The sequence below is a fragment of the Chryseobacterium herbae genome (assembly GCF_025154075.1).
In the GTDB taxonomy this organism is placed as follows: Bacteria; Bacteroidota; Bacteroidia; order Flavobacteriales; family Weeksellaceae; genus Chryseobacterium; species Chryseobacterium herbae.
The window spans coordinates 55,657-74,108 of record NZ_JAOAMU010000005.1 but is presented as its reverse complement, the minus strand read 5'-3'; the positions used below and the strand labels follow the sequence as shown (position 1 = coordinate 74,108).

The window sequence follows — 18,452 nt, the reverse complement described above, 5'->3', positions numbered from 1 at the left end:
ATTTTTTAGTTATTAATAATGACATTTACCACACTCAAGACCTCCAATTGCATCTACAGTGATCTTACCGCCATCCTGAGGATATTGTTTTTTCAACTTGTCATGTAGATTCTTGAAGTATTCTTTATTATAACCGTTGTTCATATCAACCTCAGTAGTTCTGTGACATTCGATACACCATCCCATGGTGAAGTCGTTAGCCATTTGAACAACATTCATTGTATCAATTTTTCCGTGACAAGCTTTACATACAACATCAATTTTGTTGTTAGGATTCTTTTTGTTGAAAGAATTAATGATCGCTTGTTCACCCGCTACTACGTGTTGAGAGTGGTTGAAGTACACGAAGTCTGGCATGTTGTGGATTCTGGTCCATTCTACCGGCTGTGTTTTTCCAGTGTATACCTGTTTGGCAGGATCCCAGCCTGTAGCGGCATAGATCTTCTGGATTTCACCGTCGTAGAATGCTTTATCTTTTCCTGGCTCCATGTAGTGGTCTGCATTGTACTCAGAAATTGTTCTGTGACAGTTCATACAAACGTTCATCGATGGAATCTCAGATACTTTACCATACTTGGCACTAGAGTGACATAACTGACAGTCGATTTTTTGTTCTCCCGCGTGAATTTTGTGAGAGAAGTAGATAGGCTGCTCAGGCTTGTACCCTTTGTAAACACCGATCCACATGATCCAGTTCCAAACTCCGTAAGCGGCAAGAAGGGCAAGGATACCCAATACTGCTTTACCTACGTAGTGGTACTTCTCATAAATTTCGCTGAAAGATTTAACTCTTGTTGCGTTAAGTCCCGCTAAGTCTTCAGATTGACCTAATTTAACCAATTGTCTCAGTTTAATTAAGATCCAAACCAATAGAGCTGCTATGGCAAGAAGCGAGATAATAACAACACTGGAAGTGGTCTTATCTGCTGGAGCTGCTGCTCCATCTGTAGCGGTAGCCTTATCTGCTTTTGGCGGTTCTGGCGCCGGCGGATTAGTTGTGAATGCTAAAATGTCATCAATGTCCTTATCCGTAAGATTAGGAAACTGCAACATTTCAGTCTTATTAAATTTTTCGAAAATCTCATTGGCGTATTTATCCCCAGAAGCTCTTAGAGCTTTGTTGTCTTTGATCCACTTGTGAAGCCAATCTTTGTCTACACCACCCTCTGTCTTTACACGTTCTACAACACCCTTTAGAGGTGGTCCTATTACCTGTTTGTCCAGCGCGTGACATGCAGTACAATTTGCTTTGAAAAGTTTCTCTCCGTTTTTAGGATCGCCGTCTTGCCCGTAAATTGAAGCACTTGTCGATAGCAATAAGCCTATTGCGATCAACGTTTGTTTATAATGCTTTCTCCAACTAATCATTTAAATTATCTTATGTTAGTAAAATATTGAACCAATCAATTCCGCAAAAATAATATTTTTAACAGGAATTTAACGGTATATGGAAAAGGGAAAATATCATTTACGTTTAATTTGTATTGATTCTAAATAGTGTTGTTTGGTATAATTTTTTAATTTTAATAGATTTGCAGAAACAAGTTTAAATGAGAAATTTAATCAAAATATTTTCAATAATATCTTTATTTGGGTTTTATAGTATTGAAGCCCAACAGGTTGTTCAAAAAGATACGCTGTCCGGTACAGAGCTAATTATGACCATGGATTCCAAAGTAAGTGCTGCTTTGGGAGGAATTGAAGATAAGTGTTCCCGAACTACTGGAGGTCCTTCGGGTTCTTCCGTAAGAGAAAATAATACCGATAGTGGAATGGTAAATACCACAAAACCTCCCAAAATCTATATTCCGAGCAGAGAATTGAGCAATGCGGAGATTTGCAGAAAGAATCCGAGGATCTTAGGTTTCAAAATTCAGATCACTACCGTTAAAAGTAATGAAGAGGCCAACGAGGTGAAATCTTACTTCAGAAAAAGATTCCCGAACCTGAAAGTGGAAACGGATGCTTCTTTAAGACCGAATTATAAAATTTTAGCGGGAAGCTATTTCACTAAACAAAGTGCATCATCTGATCTTGCAAAAATCAGAGAATACTTTAAATCGGCTCTTGCGGTACAGTATAGAATTTTCTGTTCAGAAGCGAGATAAGTCTTCAAGAAATATAAAAGTAAAGCCGGGAATTTTCCCGGCTTTTTTATTGGTAGTACGTTTCTAAAAATTGGAAAAAGTCTGACATTCGGAACAGGTTATTGGCTAGAAGAAAAACAAACAGAATAACCATGGTTGTCGTCAAAAAGGATAAGGTCTTAGGTTGTAATTTATAGGCGTAAAACAACCATCCTAAAAGCAATGGATAGACAAAAACAAAGTGCCCTCCGTAGATGTAAGACGTATGGAGTCCAAACCGCATCACGCAGTGAATGACAATGTCAACAAGAAATGAAATGACTACAATCTGGACCAGTTTGTTTTTGAAATTTTTAATATAACTCCACAAAACCAATGCTAATAAAACTGTGATAAAAGCATAGCAAAAAGGAGATGAATAAGGTTCCATTAAAAGCCCTTTAAAGTCAAAACCCTTCATATTATGTTTGTCCGTTGTCATGAAACTCGGGAACAGAATACTGCCACCAAAAAAGTAAGAAAGCATCATGTCCCAATCCGGAATAGATTCTACATTGGAGAATTTTTCATACTGCTGGTTGGTTTTTGAGAAGATGTTTTCATACTTAAAATCAATTCTCAGCAAATAAAGAAAGACAAAACAGAAAGTGGTAAGAATCACTCGGAAAGCTGCATTTCCAAATTTTTTCCAGCTTCTGAAAAGTCCCTTCTCAAATAATACAGGAATAAAAACCTTGACAAGGTTGGTGATGGTAAGCCCGCCAATGGTAATTCCGGCAAGTGTAAGTGCAGATCCGGGTATTTTTTCATCTTTTCTGAGTTTTACAGCTGCATAATAATTGTAAATACTTAGCAAGAGTAGGGTATAAGTGAAATTCTCAGGGGTAAAAGATAGAATGATACTGGTAGAGAACAAACCGAAGAACAGAATAATAAGCAGGCTGATCTTTAGCGGAAGTCTGATGATGTTTTTCAGATATTTGAAAATCTGTACCATACACAGGCTTATAGCGGTGTTGCTGAGCCAGGCAAGGGTAATTCTGAAGGTCATATCCATTTTTCCTCCTGAGATCAGTAGTGAGAACTCTCTGACCCAGTTGAAAAAGTAGTAGGCTAACGGATGTCTTTCAAAGCTGCCGCCGGTCATTACGATTGCTTTATTGTCAAAGCTGAAATAAGCATCCCAGGGAATTCTGCTGTCAAAAATAATCCGGTAATGAATCGCAATATAAGTGCCCAACGTTCCGTAACAGATCAGAAAGAAGATAAATACTGCTAATTCTGTGTAAGAAGAAGGGAAGACCTGTTTTAAGAGGTAGATGAGTTTTGTTTTAATAAAAGACACGTGTCAGCTTTTTGCAAAAATAAAATAAAAAAACTCACCATGGTTGGTGAGTTTTAATCTTTATGATAATCTGATTATTGCTTGATTACTTTTCTGGTAGAAGTACTTCCGTCCGCAAAACTGATTTTAACTAAATAAGTTCCTTTTGGAAGTGAAGAAATATCCGCTTTTTCAGTGTCGTTCTGCAATAGAGATTTACCTGTCATGTCAAAAACTGTAGTCGATTTAATCTTCTGGTCAGTTTTGATATTGATTTCTCCTTTTGTAGGGTTAGGGTAAAGTGCTACTGATTCTTTAGATTTGGAGGCCGCTTCTTGTGTAGACAATGAAGGGCTTGCCAAAACTTGAACGTCATCTACGGAAACCGCATCTGCATTGGTGGCAACATATTGAAATCTAATTTTAACGTTAGCCTGTCCGATATAAGCAGTAAGGGATTTTTGTACATTTACTGTATTATACAGGTCTGTTTCAGTATTACCGTCATTATCATCTGTAAATCCTGGCTCTGCATCTTCATTCCACAATGTGGTCCAGATTGTCCCTCCATCAGTTGAGATTTGGGTCAAAAGGTTTCCAGCGTTTGAGCTGATCATGTATGACCAGCCTACTTTGACTTTAAACTTTAAAACAGGATTCGTAGTGCCTGCTAGACTAAATGCGGGACTTACTAAGTTTGCGGTATTGGCTCCTGCGACCCAATCAATAGTAGCTGAGTTATTTCCTGCAAGAGTAAATCTTGCTTTTAATTCAGGAGAAGGAGCTGTTGTTCCCGGGAAAACGTTAGCTGTAAGGTCCCATGTTCTGGAAGCATTCGTATTGGTTTTTGTCCATCCTGTCGGAGGAAATGTTGTTCCTTCAAAACTTTCAGAAATTAAAGTCTGGGCATTTGTTGCTGTTATTCCAAGCAATAAACTTAGAGAAAAGAGAGCTTTCTTCATAATATTATTTTTTTCTAAAATTAGTGAAAAAATAATAACACGGTGTGGAAAATTCAATAAAATTCGGCAAATGTTGTAATTTATCCGGTAATAATTGCATGAAATTGTAGAGTATTTAGCTATTCAGTCATCGGCAGGTATCTTCTTTAGGCGATATTCGGAATATAATTCTTCTTAAGGAGTTTCAGGAATCCGTACCGGTTTTCCAGGCTCCCGTTGTTTGTTTCTTTGATTCATCAGGGAGGGAAAATAGTCTTAAAGATGATTTTAGGATGAGTATATTTGTTTCAAAATGCTGTTGGGCTTGTTTTAAAAGAAAAAACTCACCAGAAGTGGTGAGTTTTAGATAGATATTTAAAATAGGATCATTATTGTTTGATCACTTTTTCATTTATTGATGTACCGTCGTTAAGTTCTGCCTTAATTATGTAGATGCCTTTTGGTAATGAAGATAAATCCGTTTTTCCTGAATCTGTCTTAATAACTGTTCTTCCGGACATGTCTACGACTGAAATCATTTTTATCTTTTGATCTGTTTTAATATTGATTTCACCTTTTGTCGGATTAGGATAAACTGAGGTTTGTTTTGCCTTGTTTATGGCTTCAGATGTTGCAAGAACCTGCGTAGACTTAAACATTCCTCCCACAGTAGCAGATGTATTGAACCCTCCTGAATAACAGGTGTTCACGTCAGAACATCTTACAGTTAGATGCTGTATTCCGGTGTCTATGGCAGTCCATGTTGTTCCATTGTTGCTTTTCCACGATCCTCCGCTTGTGTTGGCTGAGCTTGTTGCGACCAAAATAGTGGTTCCGGGTATATAAGTGATATCGCTGATGTTATTGGCAGCCGTAATTCCGGTATAGGTAACTTGTGCCCATGTTGTACCTCCGTCTGTTGTTCTATGGATCTGTAGCCCGGTAGGAGTTGCACCTGAAAAAGTTTTTCTTAGAATTATTCCTGTGTTTGCATCACTCCATGCCATGTCTCCGGCTATGGTAGTTCCTCCAAAATCACTAATGATGGAGTTAGTTGCCAATACCGTCCATGTTAAACCTTTATCTGTTGATTTATAAATTCTTCCCTTTCCTGTATAGAAGAATATATTATTGGCTACAGCATAAAATCCGCCATTATAGCCATATTCATCTGTAAGAGGGTCGGGAATGCTGGTACCTGGAACTCTTGTCCATGTTGTTCCTCCGTTGGATGTGGTATAAATTTCAAACTCGCCGCTCTCAGGATCACCACCGATAATACCGTTATTGGCATCAAAAAAATGAACGTAATTGGTCCAGGATTGTCCTGCGGTGGTTAGCATATGCTGGTTGGTCCATGTAGCACCTCCATCCGAAGTTTTCCATACACCTCCCAATCCGGCTGTATTGTCAAAAGCTCCTACCCATGCTGTCGTAGCACTTACGCCAGAGATGTTAGTGATTTTCAAAGCGGTATTGCCCACATTGATACTTCCAGATGTCCAGGTAGTACCGCCATTAGATGTTTTTGTAAATTCCTGAACGTTCGTGGTTGTAATTAGTCCATTGTAGGCAAAAGCCCAAACAGTATTAGCATCATAGACTTGCATGCCGCTGATTCCTCTTGAAGGGGCGGCAAATCCTGAGTTTTGAGTGCTCCAATACTGAGCGAATGAAGCAGAGCTGATTAATAATGCTGTAATGGAAAATAGAATTCTTTTCATAATGATTTTTTTTCTAAAAATAATAAAAAAAACGTCAGTATGATGAAAATAATTTAGCTAAATAACATAAATACTGTGTTTTATGCATTACGAGCTGCAGGAAAGTGTAGAGCATCCCGCTGTATCATCATAGGCAGCGGGCCTCTTTACAGAGTATTCCGGATATAATTCTTCATAAGGATTTTCCAAAGCCCGCGTTAGTTTTTCAAGCATTTCCGTATTTCCGATATTGATTTCCTCGATGCATTCATAAAGAAGATAATTTCTTAACGTAAACTTCGGATTCGACTGTTTCATCAGTAATAATGATGTTTCCCTTGAAATGGTATTTGATAAAAGCCTTTCTTCATATTTTTTAGCGAAATCTTCCAGTTTTCTGACCCTCTGATCTGATAGAATCACATAGGAGACATTTTCAAAAAGAGATTTCATGTCACTTTCAGGATTTAGTTTTTCAAGCTGGTTAAAAAATAGGGTATAGTCCAGCTGAAGTTCCTGCATCAGTCCCTGCCAGTTGGTGAAAAATTCCTCATCACTCTCTCTGAGTTCGTCGAAACCAAATTTTTTACAGAGCATTTCATCGTGAGCCTTCCAGAAGTAAGTTCCGTAATGGTTTAAAGTATCCTCCAAAAACTTTTCATCTTTGATCAGGGGGTGAAGGGAATTGGCAAGCTGCCAGAGGTTCCACTGTGAAATCTGCCCCTGTTTCCCAAAAGCATATCTTCTTCCCGGAAGATCAGTCGTGTTTGGGGTGAAATTCAGATCGTACTCATCCATCATTGAATATGGACCGTAATCTATCGTTAATCCTAAAACAGACATATTATCCGTATTCATTACCCCATGAACGAATCCTACGCGGAACCATTCCGTCATAAGGTCTGCGGTTCTGGTGCAAATATTTTCAAAGAATTCTTTGTATTTCTGAATGCCGTCTGCTTTGATTTCCCGATAATAATTATCAATGGTGAAATCAACCAGATCCTGCAGGGTATCATATTCTCTTTGTGCAGACATCAGTTCAAAATGCCCGAAGCGCAGAAAACTTTCGGCAGTTCTTACTACTACAGCTCCTTTTTCCAGTTGCGGATTTCCGCTGTACATGATATCTCTTACTACATCTTCCCCGGTAAAGGCCAGACTCAAAGCTCTGGTTGTAGGAACTCCAAGGTGAAACATAGCCTCACTCATAAGGTATTCGCGTACGGAAGACCTCAGCACGGCTCTTCCGTCTGCATGTCTTGAATAAGGAGTGGCACCGGCCCCTTTCCATTGGATTTCTGTCTTTTTACCGTGTTTATTGATGATTTCCCCGGCAAGGATTGCTCTTCCGTCTCCAAGCTGTCCCGCCCAGTTTCCAAACTGATGTCCTGCATAAGCAGTGGCATAGGTTTTTACATTGTCGGGAAGATTGTTTCCTACGAGAAAATCCAGATCTTTTTCTTCATAAGGTCCAAGGCCTATTTCTTCCGACAGGGTTTGATTAAAAGCAATAAGTTTCGGTCCGTCAAAACCCGCAGGCTTTGCGCTGGCAAATAAAACTTTTGGGGTATTTCTTTGCATTGGGTTGTCAGAAAGATCCCCTGGAAATATATCGGTGAAAGGCTGTTTGATCTGTTCAATATTCATAGATCAAAGGTATTAATTATAAAAGACAAGACCTTCCAAATTATTGAAAGGTCTTGTGTATATCTAAAAGAGAATTTATTTATTGAAATCTACCTCATCGGTAGAGTGAAGATTGTCATTGATGTTTTCTTCTTTCTTGTCTGTATTGTTTTTAGGAGTAGGATCTGGGGCTTTTGGATTTTTGATCTCGTCAATCGTCTGAAGTCCTCCGTCATCTCCATATCCTTCACCCAGGCCTTTCAGATTTGAACATCCATCTTTCCAGTCCGATGGTCTGATAAACTTGTCATCAGGGCTAATTCCCAGCGACTTGTCTGCCCAGACTTTCTTCATAAAGATCGCCCAGATCGGCAATGCCATTTTCGCACCCTGACCCTCGCCGGTTCCAAAGAAGTGGGTTGCCCTGTCTTCCCATCCTACCCAAGCTCCTGTTGCCAGTTTGGGAGTGATTCCCATAAACCAACCATCAGAGTTGTTCTGTGTAGTACCTGTTTTAGCGGCAATTTCCACAGCTTTCGAAATTCCTCTTCTTCCTAATTCTCCGGAAGCCGTACCATATTGAGCAACACCTTTCATCAGTTCAATCATGGTGTATGCATACATTGGGTTCATAACTTCTTTCGGCTCTACATTCACTTCCTTGATCACTCTTCCGTTGGCATCTTCAATTCTCCAGATCATCTCCGGTTTGTTGTGGTTTCCATAGTTGGCGAACGTACTGTAGGCTCCTAGCATTTCGTAGATAGTGATATCTGATGAACCTAAGGCAATGGTATTATTTCTTGGAATATCTTCTGTTACTCCCAAATCTCTTGCAGTCTGGATAACGGCATCTACACCTGTCATTTCAATAAGACGTGCAGCTACGGGGTTTTGAGAGTGAGCTAATGCATCTTTTAGCGTCAGCATTCCGCCTCTTCCCGGAACGTGCCATCCTTTGTGATCGTAAGTTCCGTTGGAAACTGTTGAACATGGAGTCATACCCAGTTTCATAATCGCGGTGGCATAAACGAAAGGTTTGAATGTAGATCCTACCTGTCTTTTACCCTGTTTGATGTGGTCATACTGGAAATGTTGCCAGTCTATACCCCCTACCCATGCTTTGATCTCTCCACTTCCAGGGACCATAGACATTAAGCCTGCCTGTGCAATCTGTTTGTGGTATCTGATAGAATCCCAAGGTGACATTTCCACCTCTTCCTCTCCACTCCACGTAAAACGGGAAGTTTTGATGGGTTTATGGAATTCCATTAAAATAGAATCTTCGGGAACTCCGGCAGCTTTCAGTTGCTTGTAACGGCCGGTTCTCTTCATGGCCTGATTCATCACACTCGTTACCTGCTTGTCTGTAAGGTAGTAGAATGGTCTGTTTTTTCTGCCTCTTTGTTCTGCATCAAATCTTTTTTGAAGGTCTGTTAAGTGCTCCTTGATAGCCTGTTCTGCATATTTTTGCATTTTTGAATCAAGAGTCACATATATTTTTAAACCGTCTTTGTAAAGATTAAGTTTCTTACCGTTTTCTTTTTCGTAATCAGCAAGATATTTGTCGATTTCTTTTCTTAAATAAAACTTATAATAAGCAGAGTAGTCATCACTAATGTTTTTGATTGGGTGATAATCTGTCTCAACTGGTGTCCCTACTGCTTTGTCATAAGTCGCCTGATCTATATACCCGGTTTCAAACATTTGCTGTAAAACGACATCTCTTCTACGCTTCGCACGTTCAGGATTTCTCATAGGGTTATTGGCTATCGGAGCTTCTAACATCGCTACAAAAACTGCTGTTTCCGGAAGAGTAAGTTCTGAAGTGGTTTTATTAAAATAAATCTTGGAAGCCATTTCAATACCGTTCGCATTATAAGTAAAATCGAACTTATTGAAATAGAGGGTAATGATTTCTTCTTTGGTATATCGTTTCTCTAAACTTACCGCAACAGACCATTCCTTTAATTTTTGGATCACCCTTTTGATCGGGTTTTTAGAAGGCTCTTTGGTAAATAATAGTTTAGCTAGCTGCTGCGTGATCGTAGAACCTCCACCTCTGTCTCCTCCGTATCGGACAGCTCTCAAAATAGATTTTAAATCAATTCCCGAGTGCTCTTTGAAACGCTCATCTTCCTTTGCCTGTAAAGCATAGATAAGATAAGGCGGAAGCTGTTTATAGGTGATAGGCTGCGTTTTTTCTTTCTCAAATTTTCCAAGCAAAACTCCGTCTGATGAAATGATTTCAGAAGCCACATAGATATCAGGGTTTTCCAATTCCTTTACATCCGGCATTTCTCCAAGAAAGCCCTGGGAAACGGCAAAGAAAAGTCCTGAAATACCTAAAACGACCGCAATGAGTCCAATCCAAATAAATTTAGCCCATCTTTTCCAAGAGGTATTTTTGTTCTTTTTGGGAGGAAGAGGGAAGGTTTTTCCCTTATTTCCTACGTTTTTTCTGTTGTCTTCCATTGATGGTTACGGTTTAGCCGTTTCTAGTTTTACTCCAACATCTTCAATTCCCGGAAGGTTGTCATTCCTCATCGCCTGTGTCAGGCTGATTTCATACTTTCCCTTTCCCGGAAATTTATAGTTCAATTTATACTGAAATAATGCTTCCTTCGTATCACCAAAACCTGTACCAAGCCATTCGCCGTTTGGTTTTGCCAGAACGTAATTCAGGGTGTCTGTTTCCTTCTTTTTGTTCTGTAGATTGGTGAAGTTTACAATAAATCTTATATTGCTGTAAGGATACGTATTGTTATTTCTTACGACAAATATAATATTTTTAGGATTCTGCGGATCTGAAACTTCAAGATTAAATTTTTGCTCACTTTTCTTATTCCATTTGTTGTTAACGGAATTCATGATGATGTTTTCTTCCGAGGAAGATTGGCAGCTAAAGAAAAGGATAAGAGGTAATAATCCTAAAATTTTACGCATTTTTATCTTTTTTTGGAGGATATTTCTTTTTAAAATTTTTCTTGTTCGGACTCTGCTGTTTTTTATCAGGATCAGAAGAGGCATCTGTTTTTTCCGCCTGTGCTTTAGGCTGCTGCGGTTTAGGCTGTGGCTTCTGTTGAGGCCTTGGCTGATTTCCGGAGTTAGAATTGGCATTAGGGTTTTCTGTTCTTTCCGGTCTGTCAGGTCGCTCGGATCTTTCAGGCCTTTCCGGTCTGCCTTTCTTTGGTCCCTGGCCTTGTGCCTGTTGTCCTCCCTGGTTTTGCCCGTTGTTATTCGGTCTGCTTTGGTTTTGGTTTTGGCTTCTGTTCCTATTGTTTCCCCTGTTTTTCTTTTCGAATCTGTCCATGTTGTTTTCCTGGATCAGATCGATGGATGGAGCCGGAGTATCAGGTTGTTTCAGATCCTCCAGAGGAGGAGTTCTTTCGCCTTTTTTATTTTTTGCGATTAATTTCTTAACAAGATCAATGTCAAAGTCATACCATGCCATTGAACTGTCTACATAAGCAAACCACATTTTCTTTTTGAAAACGTCTATTTTGATACAGAATGCTCTTCCTTTTTCCGTATCCAATGTTGTGGATGAAGAAGGGAAATGGCTTAATGCATCAAGGTAGCTGTCCAGTTCGTAATTAAGACAACATTTCAACTTACCGCACTGTCCTGCAAGTTTTTGCGGGTTAATGCTCAGCTGCTGATATCTGGCGACATTGGTGTTTACAGATCTGAAATCGGTAAGCCATGTTGAACAGCAAAGTTCTCTTCCGCATGATCCGATACCTCCAACTTTTGCAGCTTCCTGCCTGAAGCCGATTTGTTTCATATCAATCTTTGTTCTGAAAGCACCGGCAAATTCTTTAATCAACTGTCTGAAATCCACTCTGTTATCAGCAGTGTAATAGAAGGTGATCTTTGACGAGTCTCCCTGATATTCTACATCAGTGACTTTCATTTCGAGACCGATTCTATGGGCAATCTTTCTTGCTTCAAGCTTTACGGCATCTTCTTTTTTTCTCGCTTCCTGCCAGACCTCAAGGTCCTTCTGGTTAGCTTGTCTGTATATTTTGAGTATAGATTCTTCAGGAAATTTTTTCTTTTTCATCTGAATCTTTACTAATTCTCCGGTGAGGCTTACAACGCCTACATCGTGTCCGGGACTCGATTCTACTGTTACTACGCTACCTATATGTAAAGGGATATTATTTACATTTTTATAAAACGATTTTCTGTCATTTTTAAATCTAACTTCCACAAGGTCGCACCTGTTCGATGCGGGGTTGGTGATGTTAGAAAGCCAATCGAAAACACTTAATTTATAACTATTACCACAGGTATTTACACTTTCACAACCATTCGCGGTTTTCTTGGGTCCGCAAGAATGGGCAGAATCGCCGGATGTTTTGCATCCACAACTCATATAACTATTTTTTATAATCTTGCAAATTTATGTAAATTTATCTTTATGCAATTCTAAAATACTTAAATATTCAATATCGCTGTTGTTTAACATTAAACGTGAAAAATATGCGACCCATAAAAAGTTGATAAGTTACTATGGAGTATGAGTTTAAGTGAATGTATTTCTAAAGTGCTATTTTAAACATAATTTTCTTTTAGGATATTGTTTAAAATATTAAGAAATATTAACAGGCGTATTCAAAATAATTTTATATTTGGGTTATATAATAACAGTCTATGAAAAAAATATTAGTATCAACTGCTTTATTGGCGGGTGTTTTATCTTACGCAGGAGGCTTCAGGGTATCTCTGCAGGGAGTGAAACAATTGGCAATGGCGCATACTAGTGCTCATGCCGAAGATGCAAGTGTGGCATTCTTTAACCCAGCGGGTATGTCATTCATTCCTTCTAAACTGAGTATAGTGGCAGGAGGGTTTGGTGCAAGTAATAAAGTTACTTTTCAAAACTTGAATACACTACAGAGTACGTCAACAGATAACCCTATGGGTACTCCGTTGTACGCTGCAGTGGCTTATAGACCGATAGAGAACCTTTCTGTTGGTTTCAGTTTCAGTACACCTTTCGGAAGTACGATCGAGTGGCCAAGCGACTGGGAAGGAAGAGAACTGGTGCAGAAGCTAGAACTGAAAAGTTTCTATTTCCAACCGATGGTCTCTGTAAAACTGGCTCCTTGGGTATCTTTTGGGGCAAGTTATATTTATGCTAAAGGTAAAGTAGACTGGGACAAAGCCGTGACACAGTTTGGTGGTGAGTTGAACATTAAAGACGAAAAAGCAAGCGGAAGCGGGTACGGATTCGGGTTCTATTTCAGACCAGATCCAAAATTAGATGTAAGTATCGCTTACCGTTCCCCTATAGATATGAAGGCGAAAAAAGGAACAGCTACGTTTCAGTTCCCTTCAGCAGCTATCTATCCTCTGTTAGGTCTTGATCCAAGTACAGGACAGGATAAATTTACAGCAACACTTCCTTTGGTAGAAGAATATACCATTGGTTTAACGTATAAAGTGACCCCAAAATGGTTGATTTCAGCTGACTTTAACTACCACGGGTGGGAAAGATACAGTAAGCTGACTCTGGATTTTGCTAATGCACCAGTTGGGAATCAGCCGGATCCTACCGTATTGGTTGCTCCTAAAAACTTCAGAAATTCCAAAACATTCAGATTGGGTACTCAGTATGCATTCACAGATATGATCTTCGGACGTCTGGGTGCTTATTATGACGAGTCTCCATATACGGATGACCACTTTATTCCGGAAACTCCTTCATTCAATACCTATGTAATTACAGGAGGTGTTGGGTTTAAATTAAAGCAATTTGGAGTGGATTTAGCAGGTGGATATGCATTGCCTCAGTCCAGAGATGTAAGAAATGCAGCCATTGGATTTAATGGGCAGGCAAAAGCTCAGGCATTCTACTTTGGTTTAGGTTTATCGTACAACCCTTTTTAATTGAAAGACTATGAAAAAAATTATAATATCAACACTTGCCGTTTCCGCACTTCTTTTTACAACAAGCTGTGAGACTGATTTTGATACTGATGTAAAAGATATTCAGGTAACAAGCGGAGAAGCTAACTTTTCCAATTATGTTTCTTTGGGGAACTCTCTGACTTCCGGTTATAGAGACGGAGCTCTTTACAGCAGTGGACAAAACGAATCATATCCAAGTATCATTGCCATGCAGATGAAACTGGCTGGTGGCGGTGCATTTAAACAGCCTTTGATGCCAAATGATGTAGGTGGATTTATTGGATTACCTGGTTTTCCCGGTAAACTGAATCTTACGGTGACTGCCAGCGGAAGTTTGAGTCCGGTTCCAAGCAGTCCTGCTGCGGCACTGGATAATGTGACGGCTGGTGGACCTTACCAGAATATGGGAGTTCCGGGAGCGAAATCTTTCCACTTGGTTGCACCAGGTTACGGAAGTGCTGCTAACCTTGCCTTGGGAGCTGCCAATCCATATTTTGTGAGATTTGCTACTTCTGCAACAACTTCTGTTTTAGAGGATGCCAAAGCTCAAAAACCTACATTCTTCTCTCTTTGGATCGGAAATAATGATGTATTATCTTATGCTACCAATGGAGGAACGAATTCTCAGACTGTAGGAGGAGTTACTACTTACACTCCGGCAACAGTGCAGAGTGGAAATGTAAATCCATTAACTTATAAATCAAATGACATCTCTGATCCTAATCTTGTAGCAGGATCTATTAAAAGTGTACTGGATGGTCTTAAAAGTGTAGGAACAACAAAAGGGGTTATTGGAAATATTCCTTACGTGACTTCTATTCCTTTCTTTACGACGGTTCCTTACAATCCTTTAACGCCTACCACTTTAGGAGCGAATTTAGCAACTCTTAATGCAAGTTTATACGGACCATTGAAGCAGGCGCTTACGGCTTTCGGAGCTGGAGACAGAATTAATTTACTTTCTTCTACTTCTTCCAACCCTGTTTTAATCAAGGATGTTGCACTTACGGATCTGGCTCCACAGCTTACTGCTGCCCTGACGCCTTCTTTAGGATTACCTACGGCAACGGCATTTGGACAAATCTTTGGACAGGCTAGACAAGCTACATCAGATGATTATGTTCTTCTTACAACAAGTTCTCTGATCGGAACTACTGCACCTGGAGCACCGGCACCTGTAAATGTGTATGGGATTTCTTATCCACTGCAAAATCAGCATGTATTAACAAAAACAGAAGCTTCTTATGTGAAAACTGCAGTAGATGCTTATAACACTTCTATAAAATCACTTGCTGATTCTTATGGACTGGCTTTTGTAGACGGGAATGCTAAAATGGTTGAGCTTAATGGGAAGTCTGGAATTACTTTCGATGGGGTAAAATATACTGCCAAATTCGTGACTGGAGGAGCTTTCTCTCTTGATGGAGTTCACCTTACAGGAAGAGGGTATGCGGTTATTGCCAATGAATTTATCAAATCTATTAACGGAAAGTATAAATCTACGTTACCACAGGTAGATCCTAATAAATATTCAGGAGTAAAATTCCCGTAATAATACAGGAAAATAAAAAGTTAGAAACCACAAGAGTAATTCTTGTGGTTTTTTTTTAAATTTGCAAAATCTTTAAAAAGTAAAAATGGCCGATCAGTTAAGTTATCTATTTTGTACAAGAACCAGCAGGGACTTGGCAGAAAAAATTTCCCAGCATTATGGGAAAGAGTTAGGGAAAATCAACTTTCAGGAGTTCAGCGACGGGGAATTCGAGCCTGTTCTGGATGAATCTGTAAGAGGAGGAAGAGTTTTCCTAATCGGATCTACCTTCCCGCCAGCAGACAATCTTTTAGAACTTCTACTAATGATTGATGCAGCGAAAAGAGCTTCCGCTAAAAGCATTACTGTTGTAATTCCTTATTTCGGACTTGCAAGACAGGACAGAAAAGACAAGCCAAGAGCTCCGATAGGTGCTAAACTGGTAGCTAATCTTTTGACAGCAGCAGGAGCAACAAGAATCATGACGATGGATCTTCATGCAGATCAGATTCAGGGATTCTTTGAAATTCCGGTAGATCATCTTTATGCTTCAAGTGTTTTCGTAGATTATATCAGAGCATTGAACCTGGATAACCTTACGATTGCTTCTCCGGATATGGGAGGTGCGAAAAGAGCGAAAAACTATGCAGGTCACCTGGGTGCTGAAGTAGTAATTGCTTACAAAGAAAGAAAAAAAGCCAATGTTGTAGAAGAGATGTTCCTTATCGGAGATGTAGAAGGGAAGAATGTAATCCTTATTGATGATATGATCGATACAGCGGGTACGCTTTGCAAAGCTGCGGATATTTTAATGGAAAAAGGAGCAAAATCAGTAAGAGCGATGGCGACTCACGGAGTACTTTCCGGAAAAGCATACGAAAATATTGAGAACTCTAAATTGCTGGAAGTTATTGTAACTGACTCAATTCCTGTTAAAAATAATTTGTCATCTAAAATAAAAGTGCTATCTTGCGCCCCATTATTTGCAGACGTTATGAAGATGGTTCATGAGCACCAATCAATCAGCAGTAAGTTTATTATCTAATTGATTTTTAGCGAATTGCAAAATTAAACTGAACAAATTTTTAAATTTTTTATAAAATGAAATCTATTACAATTCAAGGTACAAAAAGAGAAAGCGTGGGCAAAAAGTCTACAAAAGCTTTACGTGATGCTGAATTAGTTCCTTGTGTTGTTTATGGAGGTGAAACACCTTTGAACTTCTCTGCAGAAGAGAGAGCTTTCAAAGGTCTAGTATATACTCCTGAAGCACACACGGTATCTATTGAACTAGACGGAAAAACAATTCCAGCAGTTCTTCAGGATATTCAGTTCCACCCAATTACGGACAAAATTTTACACGCAGACTTCTACCAATTATCTGAGGATAAGCCAGTAGTAATGGAAGTTCCTGTAAGAATTACCGGACGTTCTAAAGGTGTTGTGGCTGGTGGTGTTTTACGTCAGTCTTTCAGAAAATTAAAAGTGAAAGCTATTCCTGCAAACTTACCAGACGAGGTAGTTGTAGACGTTACTTCATTGAAAATTGGTAACAAACTTTATGTAGGAGGAATCAAGACTGAAGGATTCTCTTTCGTGCACCCTGACAATGCAGTTGTAGTAGCTGTTAAGATGTCTAGAAATGCAATGAAAGGTGGTGCAGTAGCTGAAGAAGATGAGGATGAAGCAGCAGCAGAAGAAGTGGCAACACAATCTCCTGACGTTCCAACAACAGAAGAAAAATCTGCTGAATAATATTTAATTATTCAACAAACCATATAAAACCTGTCAATTGTATTGGCAGGTTTTTTATGTATAGGCTAAAAGGTAAAACAAATTAGCCTAACCAACCTTCTTTCCCATCTTGTCTATCGAATCTTTCTATCACCTGACAAGTATCACCTGCTCATCCGATACCTCCTTTCAGAAAAAAAGCCGTAAATTTGAAGTGTTCTAAATAAGAACCCTCTAATTTAAAATTTTAATAAATGTTTGACATTCAGGAAATAAGAAGTCAGTTTACGATATTAAACCGCGAAGTGAATGGTAAGCCATTGGTTTACTTAGATAATGCAGCCACATCTCAGAAACCGGATTCCGTTTTGAAGATTTGGAATGAATATTATACGCAGCTTAATGCTAATGTTCACAGAGGAATTCATACATTAAGTCAGCTGGCTACCGAAGAAATGGAGCTTTCAAGAAGAAAAATCCAGAAATTCATCAATGCTAAGCATGATTTTGAAGTTATTTTTACAAAAGGAACTACAGAAGGTCTGAACCTCATCGCCTATATTTTAACACAGAAGCTTAAAAAAGACGACGAGATCATCATTTCCTATCTGGAGCACCACTCAAACATAGTTCCATGGCAGCTGCTTTGTGAAAGAACCGGAGCAAAACTGAGAGTCATTCCAATCGATGAGAATGGTATTCTTCAATTGAATTATCTGGACGAATTTTTAAGCGAAAAAACCAAAGTAGTTTCTGTCAATCAGGTTTCCAATGCCTTGGGAATTGTCAATCCTATTGAAGAGATTATCGCTAAAACAAGAAAAAATTCAGATGCTTATATTGTGATCGACGGAGCGCAGTCTGCTCCTCACTTCGAAATCGATGTACAAAAGATGGACTGTGATTTCTTTGTTTTTTCAGGACATAAAATGTATGCGCCGATGGGAACTGGTATCCTTTACGGGAAACAGGAGCTTCTGGAAGAACTTCCGCCTTTCCATGGAGGAGGAGAGATGATCGCAACCTGCTCTTTCGATGGGACTACTTACGCAGGGCTTCCTTTTAAATACGAAGCTGGAACCCCGAATGTAGGAGGAAATATTGCACTGGGTGCTGCTGTAGATTTTATTGAGAAAATCGGAAGACAGAATATTCAGAATCATGAAAATGCTTTGCTTGAATACGCTCAGAGACAACTTCTAGAACTGGAAAACATAAAGATCTACGGTGAAAAAGCCAAAAGAGTAGGTGTAGTTTCCTTTAATTTAGTGGGAACGGGAATTTCTTCCGATGTAGGAATGATCCTCGATAAAATGGGCATCGCCGTAAGAACGGGACATCACTGTACACAGCCGATCATGGATTTCTTTAATATAGCCGGAACCGTAAGAGCAAGTTTTGCCGTTTACAATACTTTTGATGAAGTTGATAAGCTTGTAGAAGGCGTTAAAAAAGCCCAGAAAATGCTGGGATAAAAAACATAAAAAGCAGTTAATCAACTGCTTTTTTTAATTTAATATGATATTTGGAAGTAAATATTATGTTAAATAGTGATTTTGTGATGAATATTAATTAGTAATTTTA

General features: G+C 39.1%; 14 protein-coding genes. 6 read left to right on the top strand and 8 right to left on the bottom strand.

The features are described 5' to 3' along the window. Window positions 1-12 precede the first annotated feature (12 nt). Window positions 13-1,368 (bottom strand): c-type cytochrome, encoded by a 1,356-nt coding sequence (locus N0B48_RS15645; RefSeq protein ID WP_259839726.1) that lies wholly within the window; start codon window positions 1,366-1,368, stop codon window positions 13-15. Between the two features lie 182 nt (window positions 1,369-1,550). On the opposite strand from N0B48_RS15645, the gene N0B48_RS15640 reads away from it, so the two are divergent. Beyond that, the gene (locus N0B48_RS15640) at window positions 1,551-2,108 is read left to right on the top strand and encodes an SPOR domain-containing protein (RefSeq protein ID WP_259839725.1); all 558 of its coding nucleotides are present in this window, start codon (window positions 1,551-1,553) and stop codon (window positions 2,106-2,108) included. A 46-nt stretch (window positions 2,109-2,154) separates the two neighbouring features. On the opposite strand, the gene N0B48_RS15635 is transcribed toward N0B48_RS15640, so the two are convergent. The 7 genes from N0B48_RS15635 to N0B48_RS15605 all read right to left on the bottom strand — a co-directional run bounded on the left by N0B48_RS15635 (window position 2,155) and on the right by N0B48_RS15605 (window position 12,065). Then, window positions 2,155-3,432 carry a DUF6080 domain-containing protein gene (locus N0B48_RS15635; RefSeq protein ID WP_259839724.1) on the bottom strand — a complete coding sequence of 426 codons (1,278 nt, stop codon included), beginning with the start codon at window positions 3,430-3,432 and terminating at the stop codon, window positions 2,155-2,157. A 74-nt stretch (window positions 3,433-3,506) separates the two neighbouring features. Further along, the gene (locus tag N0B48_RS15630; RefSeq protein ID WP_259839723.1) at window positions 3,507-4,373 is read right to left on the bottom strand and encodes a T9SS type A sorting domain-containing protein; all 867 of its coding nucleotides are present in this window, start codon (window positions 4,371-4,373) and stop codon (window positions 3,507-3,509) included. A gap of 368 nt (window positions 4,374-4,741) precedes the next feature. Then, on the bottom strand, window positions 4,742-6,076 hold the full coding sequence (locus tag N0B48_RS15625; RefSeq protein ID WP_259839722.1) for a T9SS type A sorting domain-containing protein: 1,335 nt from the start codon (window positions 6,074-6,076) through the stop codon (window positions 4,742-4,744). An 87-nt stretch (window positions 6,077-6,163) separates the two neighbouring features. Beyond that, window positions 6,164-7,705, bottom strand: coding sequence for a protein adenylyltransferase SelO (locus N0B48_RS15620; protein ID WP_259839721.1), 1,542 nt, complete (start codon window positions 7,703-7,705; stop codon window positions 6,164-6,166). A gap of 75 nt (window positions 7,706-7,780) precedes the next feature. Next, on the bottom strand, window positions 7,781-10,159 hold the full coding sequence (locus N0B48_RS15615; protein ID WP_259839720.1) for a penicillin-binding protein 1A: 2,379 nt from the start codon (window positions 10,157-10,159) through the stop codon (window positions 7,781-7,783). A gap of 6 nt (window positions 10,160-10,165) precedes the next feature. Then, complete coding sequence (locus N0B48_RS15610) at window positions 10,166-10,630, bottom strand: gliding motility lipoprotein GldH (RefSeq protein WP_259839719.1); 465 nt, start codon at window positions 10,628-10,630, stop codon at window positions 10,166-10,168. Further along, a complete protein-coding gene (locus N0B48_RS15605; RefSeq protein ID WP_259839717.1) occupies window positions 10,623-12,065 on the bottom strand; it encodes a PSP1 domain-containing protein in 1,443 nt (480 codons plus the stop codon). The genes N0B48_RS15610 and N0B48_RS15605 overlap by 8 nt, the downstream gene beginning before the upstream one ends. A 278-nt stretch (window positions 12,066-12,343) precedes the next feature. Here N0B48_RS15605 and N0B48_RS15600 point away from each other — a divergent pair, with 278 nt between their 5' ends. The 5 genes from N0B48_RS15600 to N0B48_RS15580 all read left to right on the top strand — a co-directional run bounded on the left by N0B48_RS15600 (window position 12,344) and on the right by N0B48_RS15580 (window position 18,343). Continuing rightward, window positions 12,344-13,582, top strand: coding sequence for an OmpP1/FadL family transporter (locus N0B48_RS15600; RefSeq protein ID WP_259839716.1), 1,239 nt, complete (start codon window positions 12,344-12,346; stop codon window positions 13,580-13,582). A gap of 10 nt (window positions 13,583-13,592) precedes the next feature. Then, entirely contained in the window at window positions 13,593-15,155 is a 1,563-nt protein-coding gene (locus tag N0B48_RS15595; protein WP_259839714.1) for an SGNH/GDSL hydrolase family protein, read from the top strand. Between the two features lie 85 nt (window positions 15,156-15,240). Beyond that, window positions 15,241-16,179, top strand: coding sequence for a ribose-phosphate pyrophosphokinase (locus N0B48_RS15590; protein WP_259839713.1), 939 nt, complete (start codon window positions 15,241-15,243; stop codon window positions 16,177-16,179). A gap of 56 nt (window positions 16,180-16,235) precedes the next feature. Beyond that, a complete protein-coding gene (locus N0B48_RS15585; RefSeq protein ID WP_259839712.1) occupies window positions 16,236-16,889 on the top strand; it encodes a 50S ribosomal protein L25/general stress protein Ctc in 654 nt (217 codons plus the stop codon). A 233-nt stretch (window positions 16,890-17,122) separates the two neighbouring features. Then, on the top strand, window positions 17,123-18,343 hold the full coding sequence (locus N0B48_RS15580; protein WP_259839710.1) for a cysteine desulfurase: 1,221 nt from the start codon (window positions 17,123-17,125) through the stop codon (window positions 18,341-18,343). Window positions 18,344-18,452 lie beyond the last annotated feature (109 nt).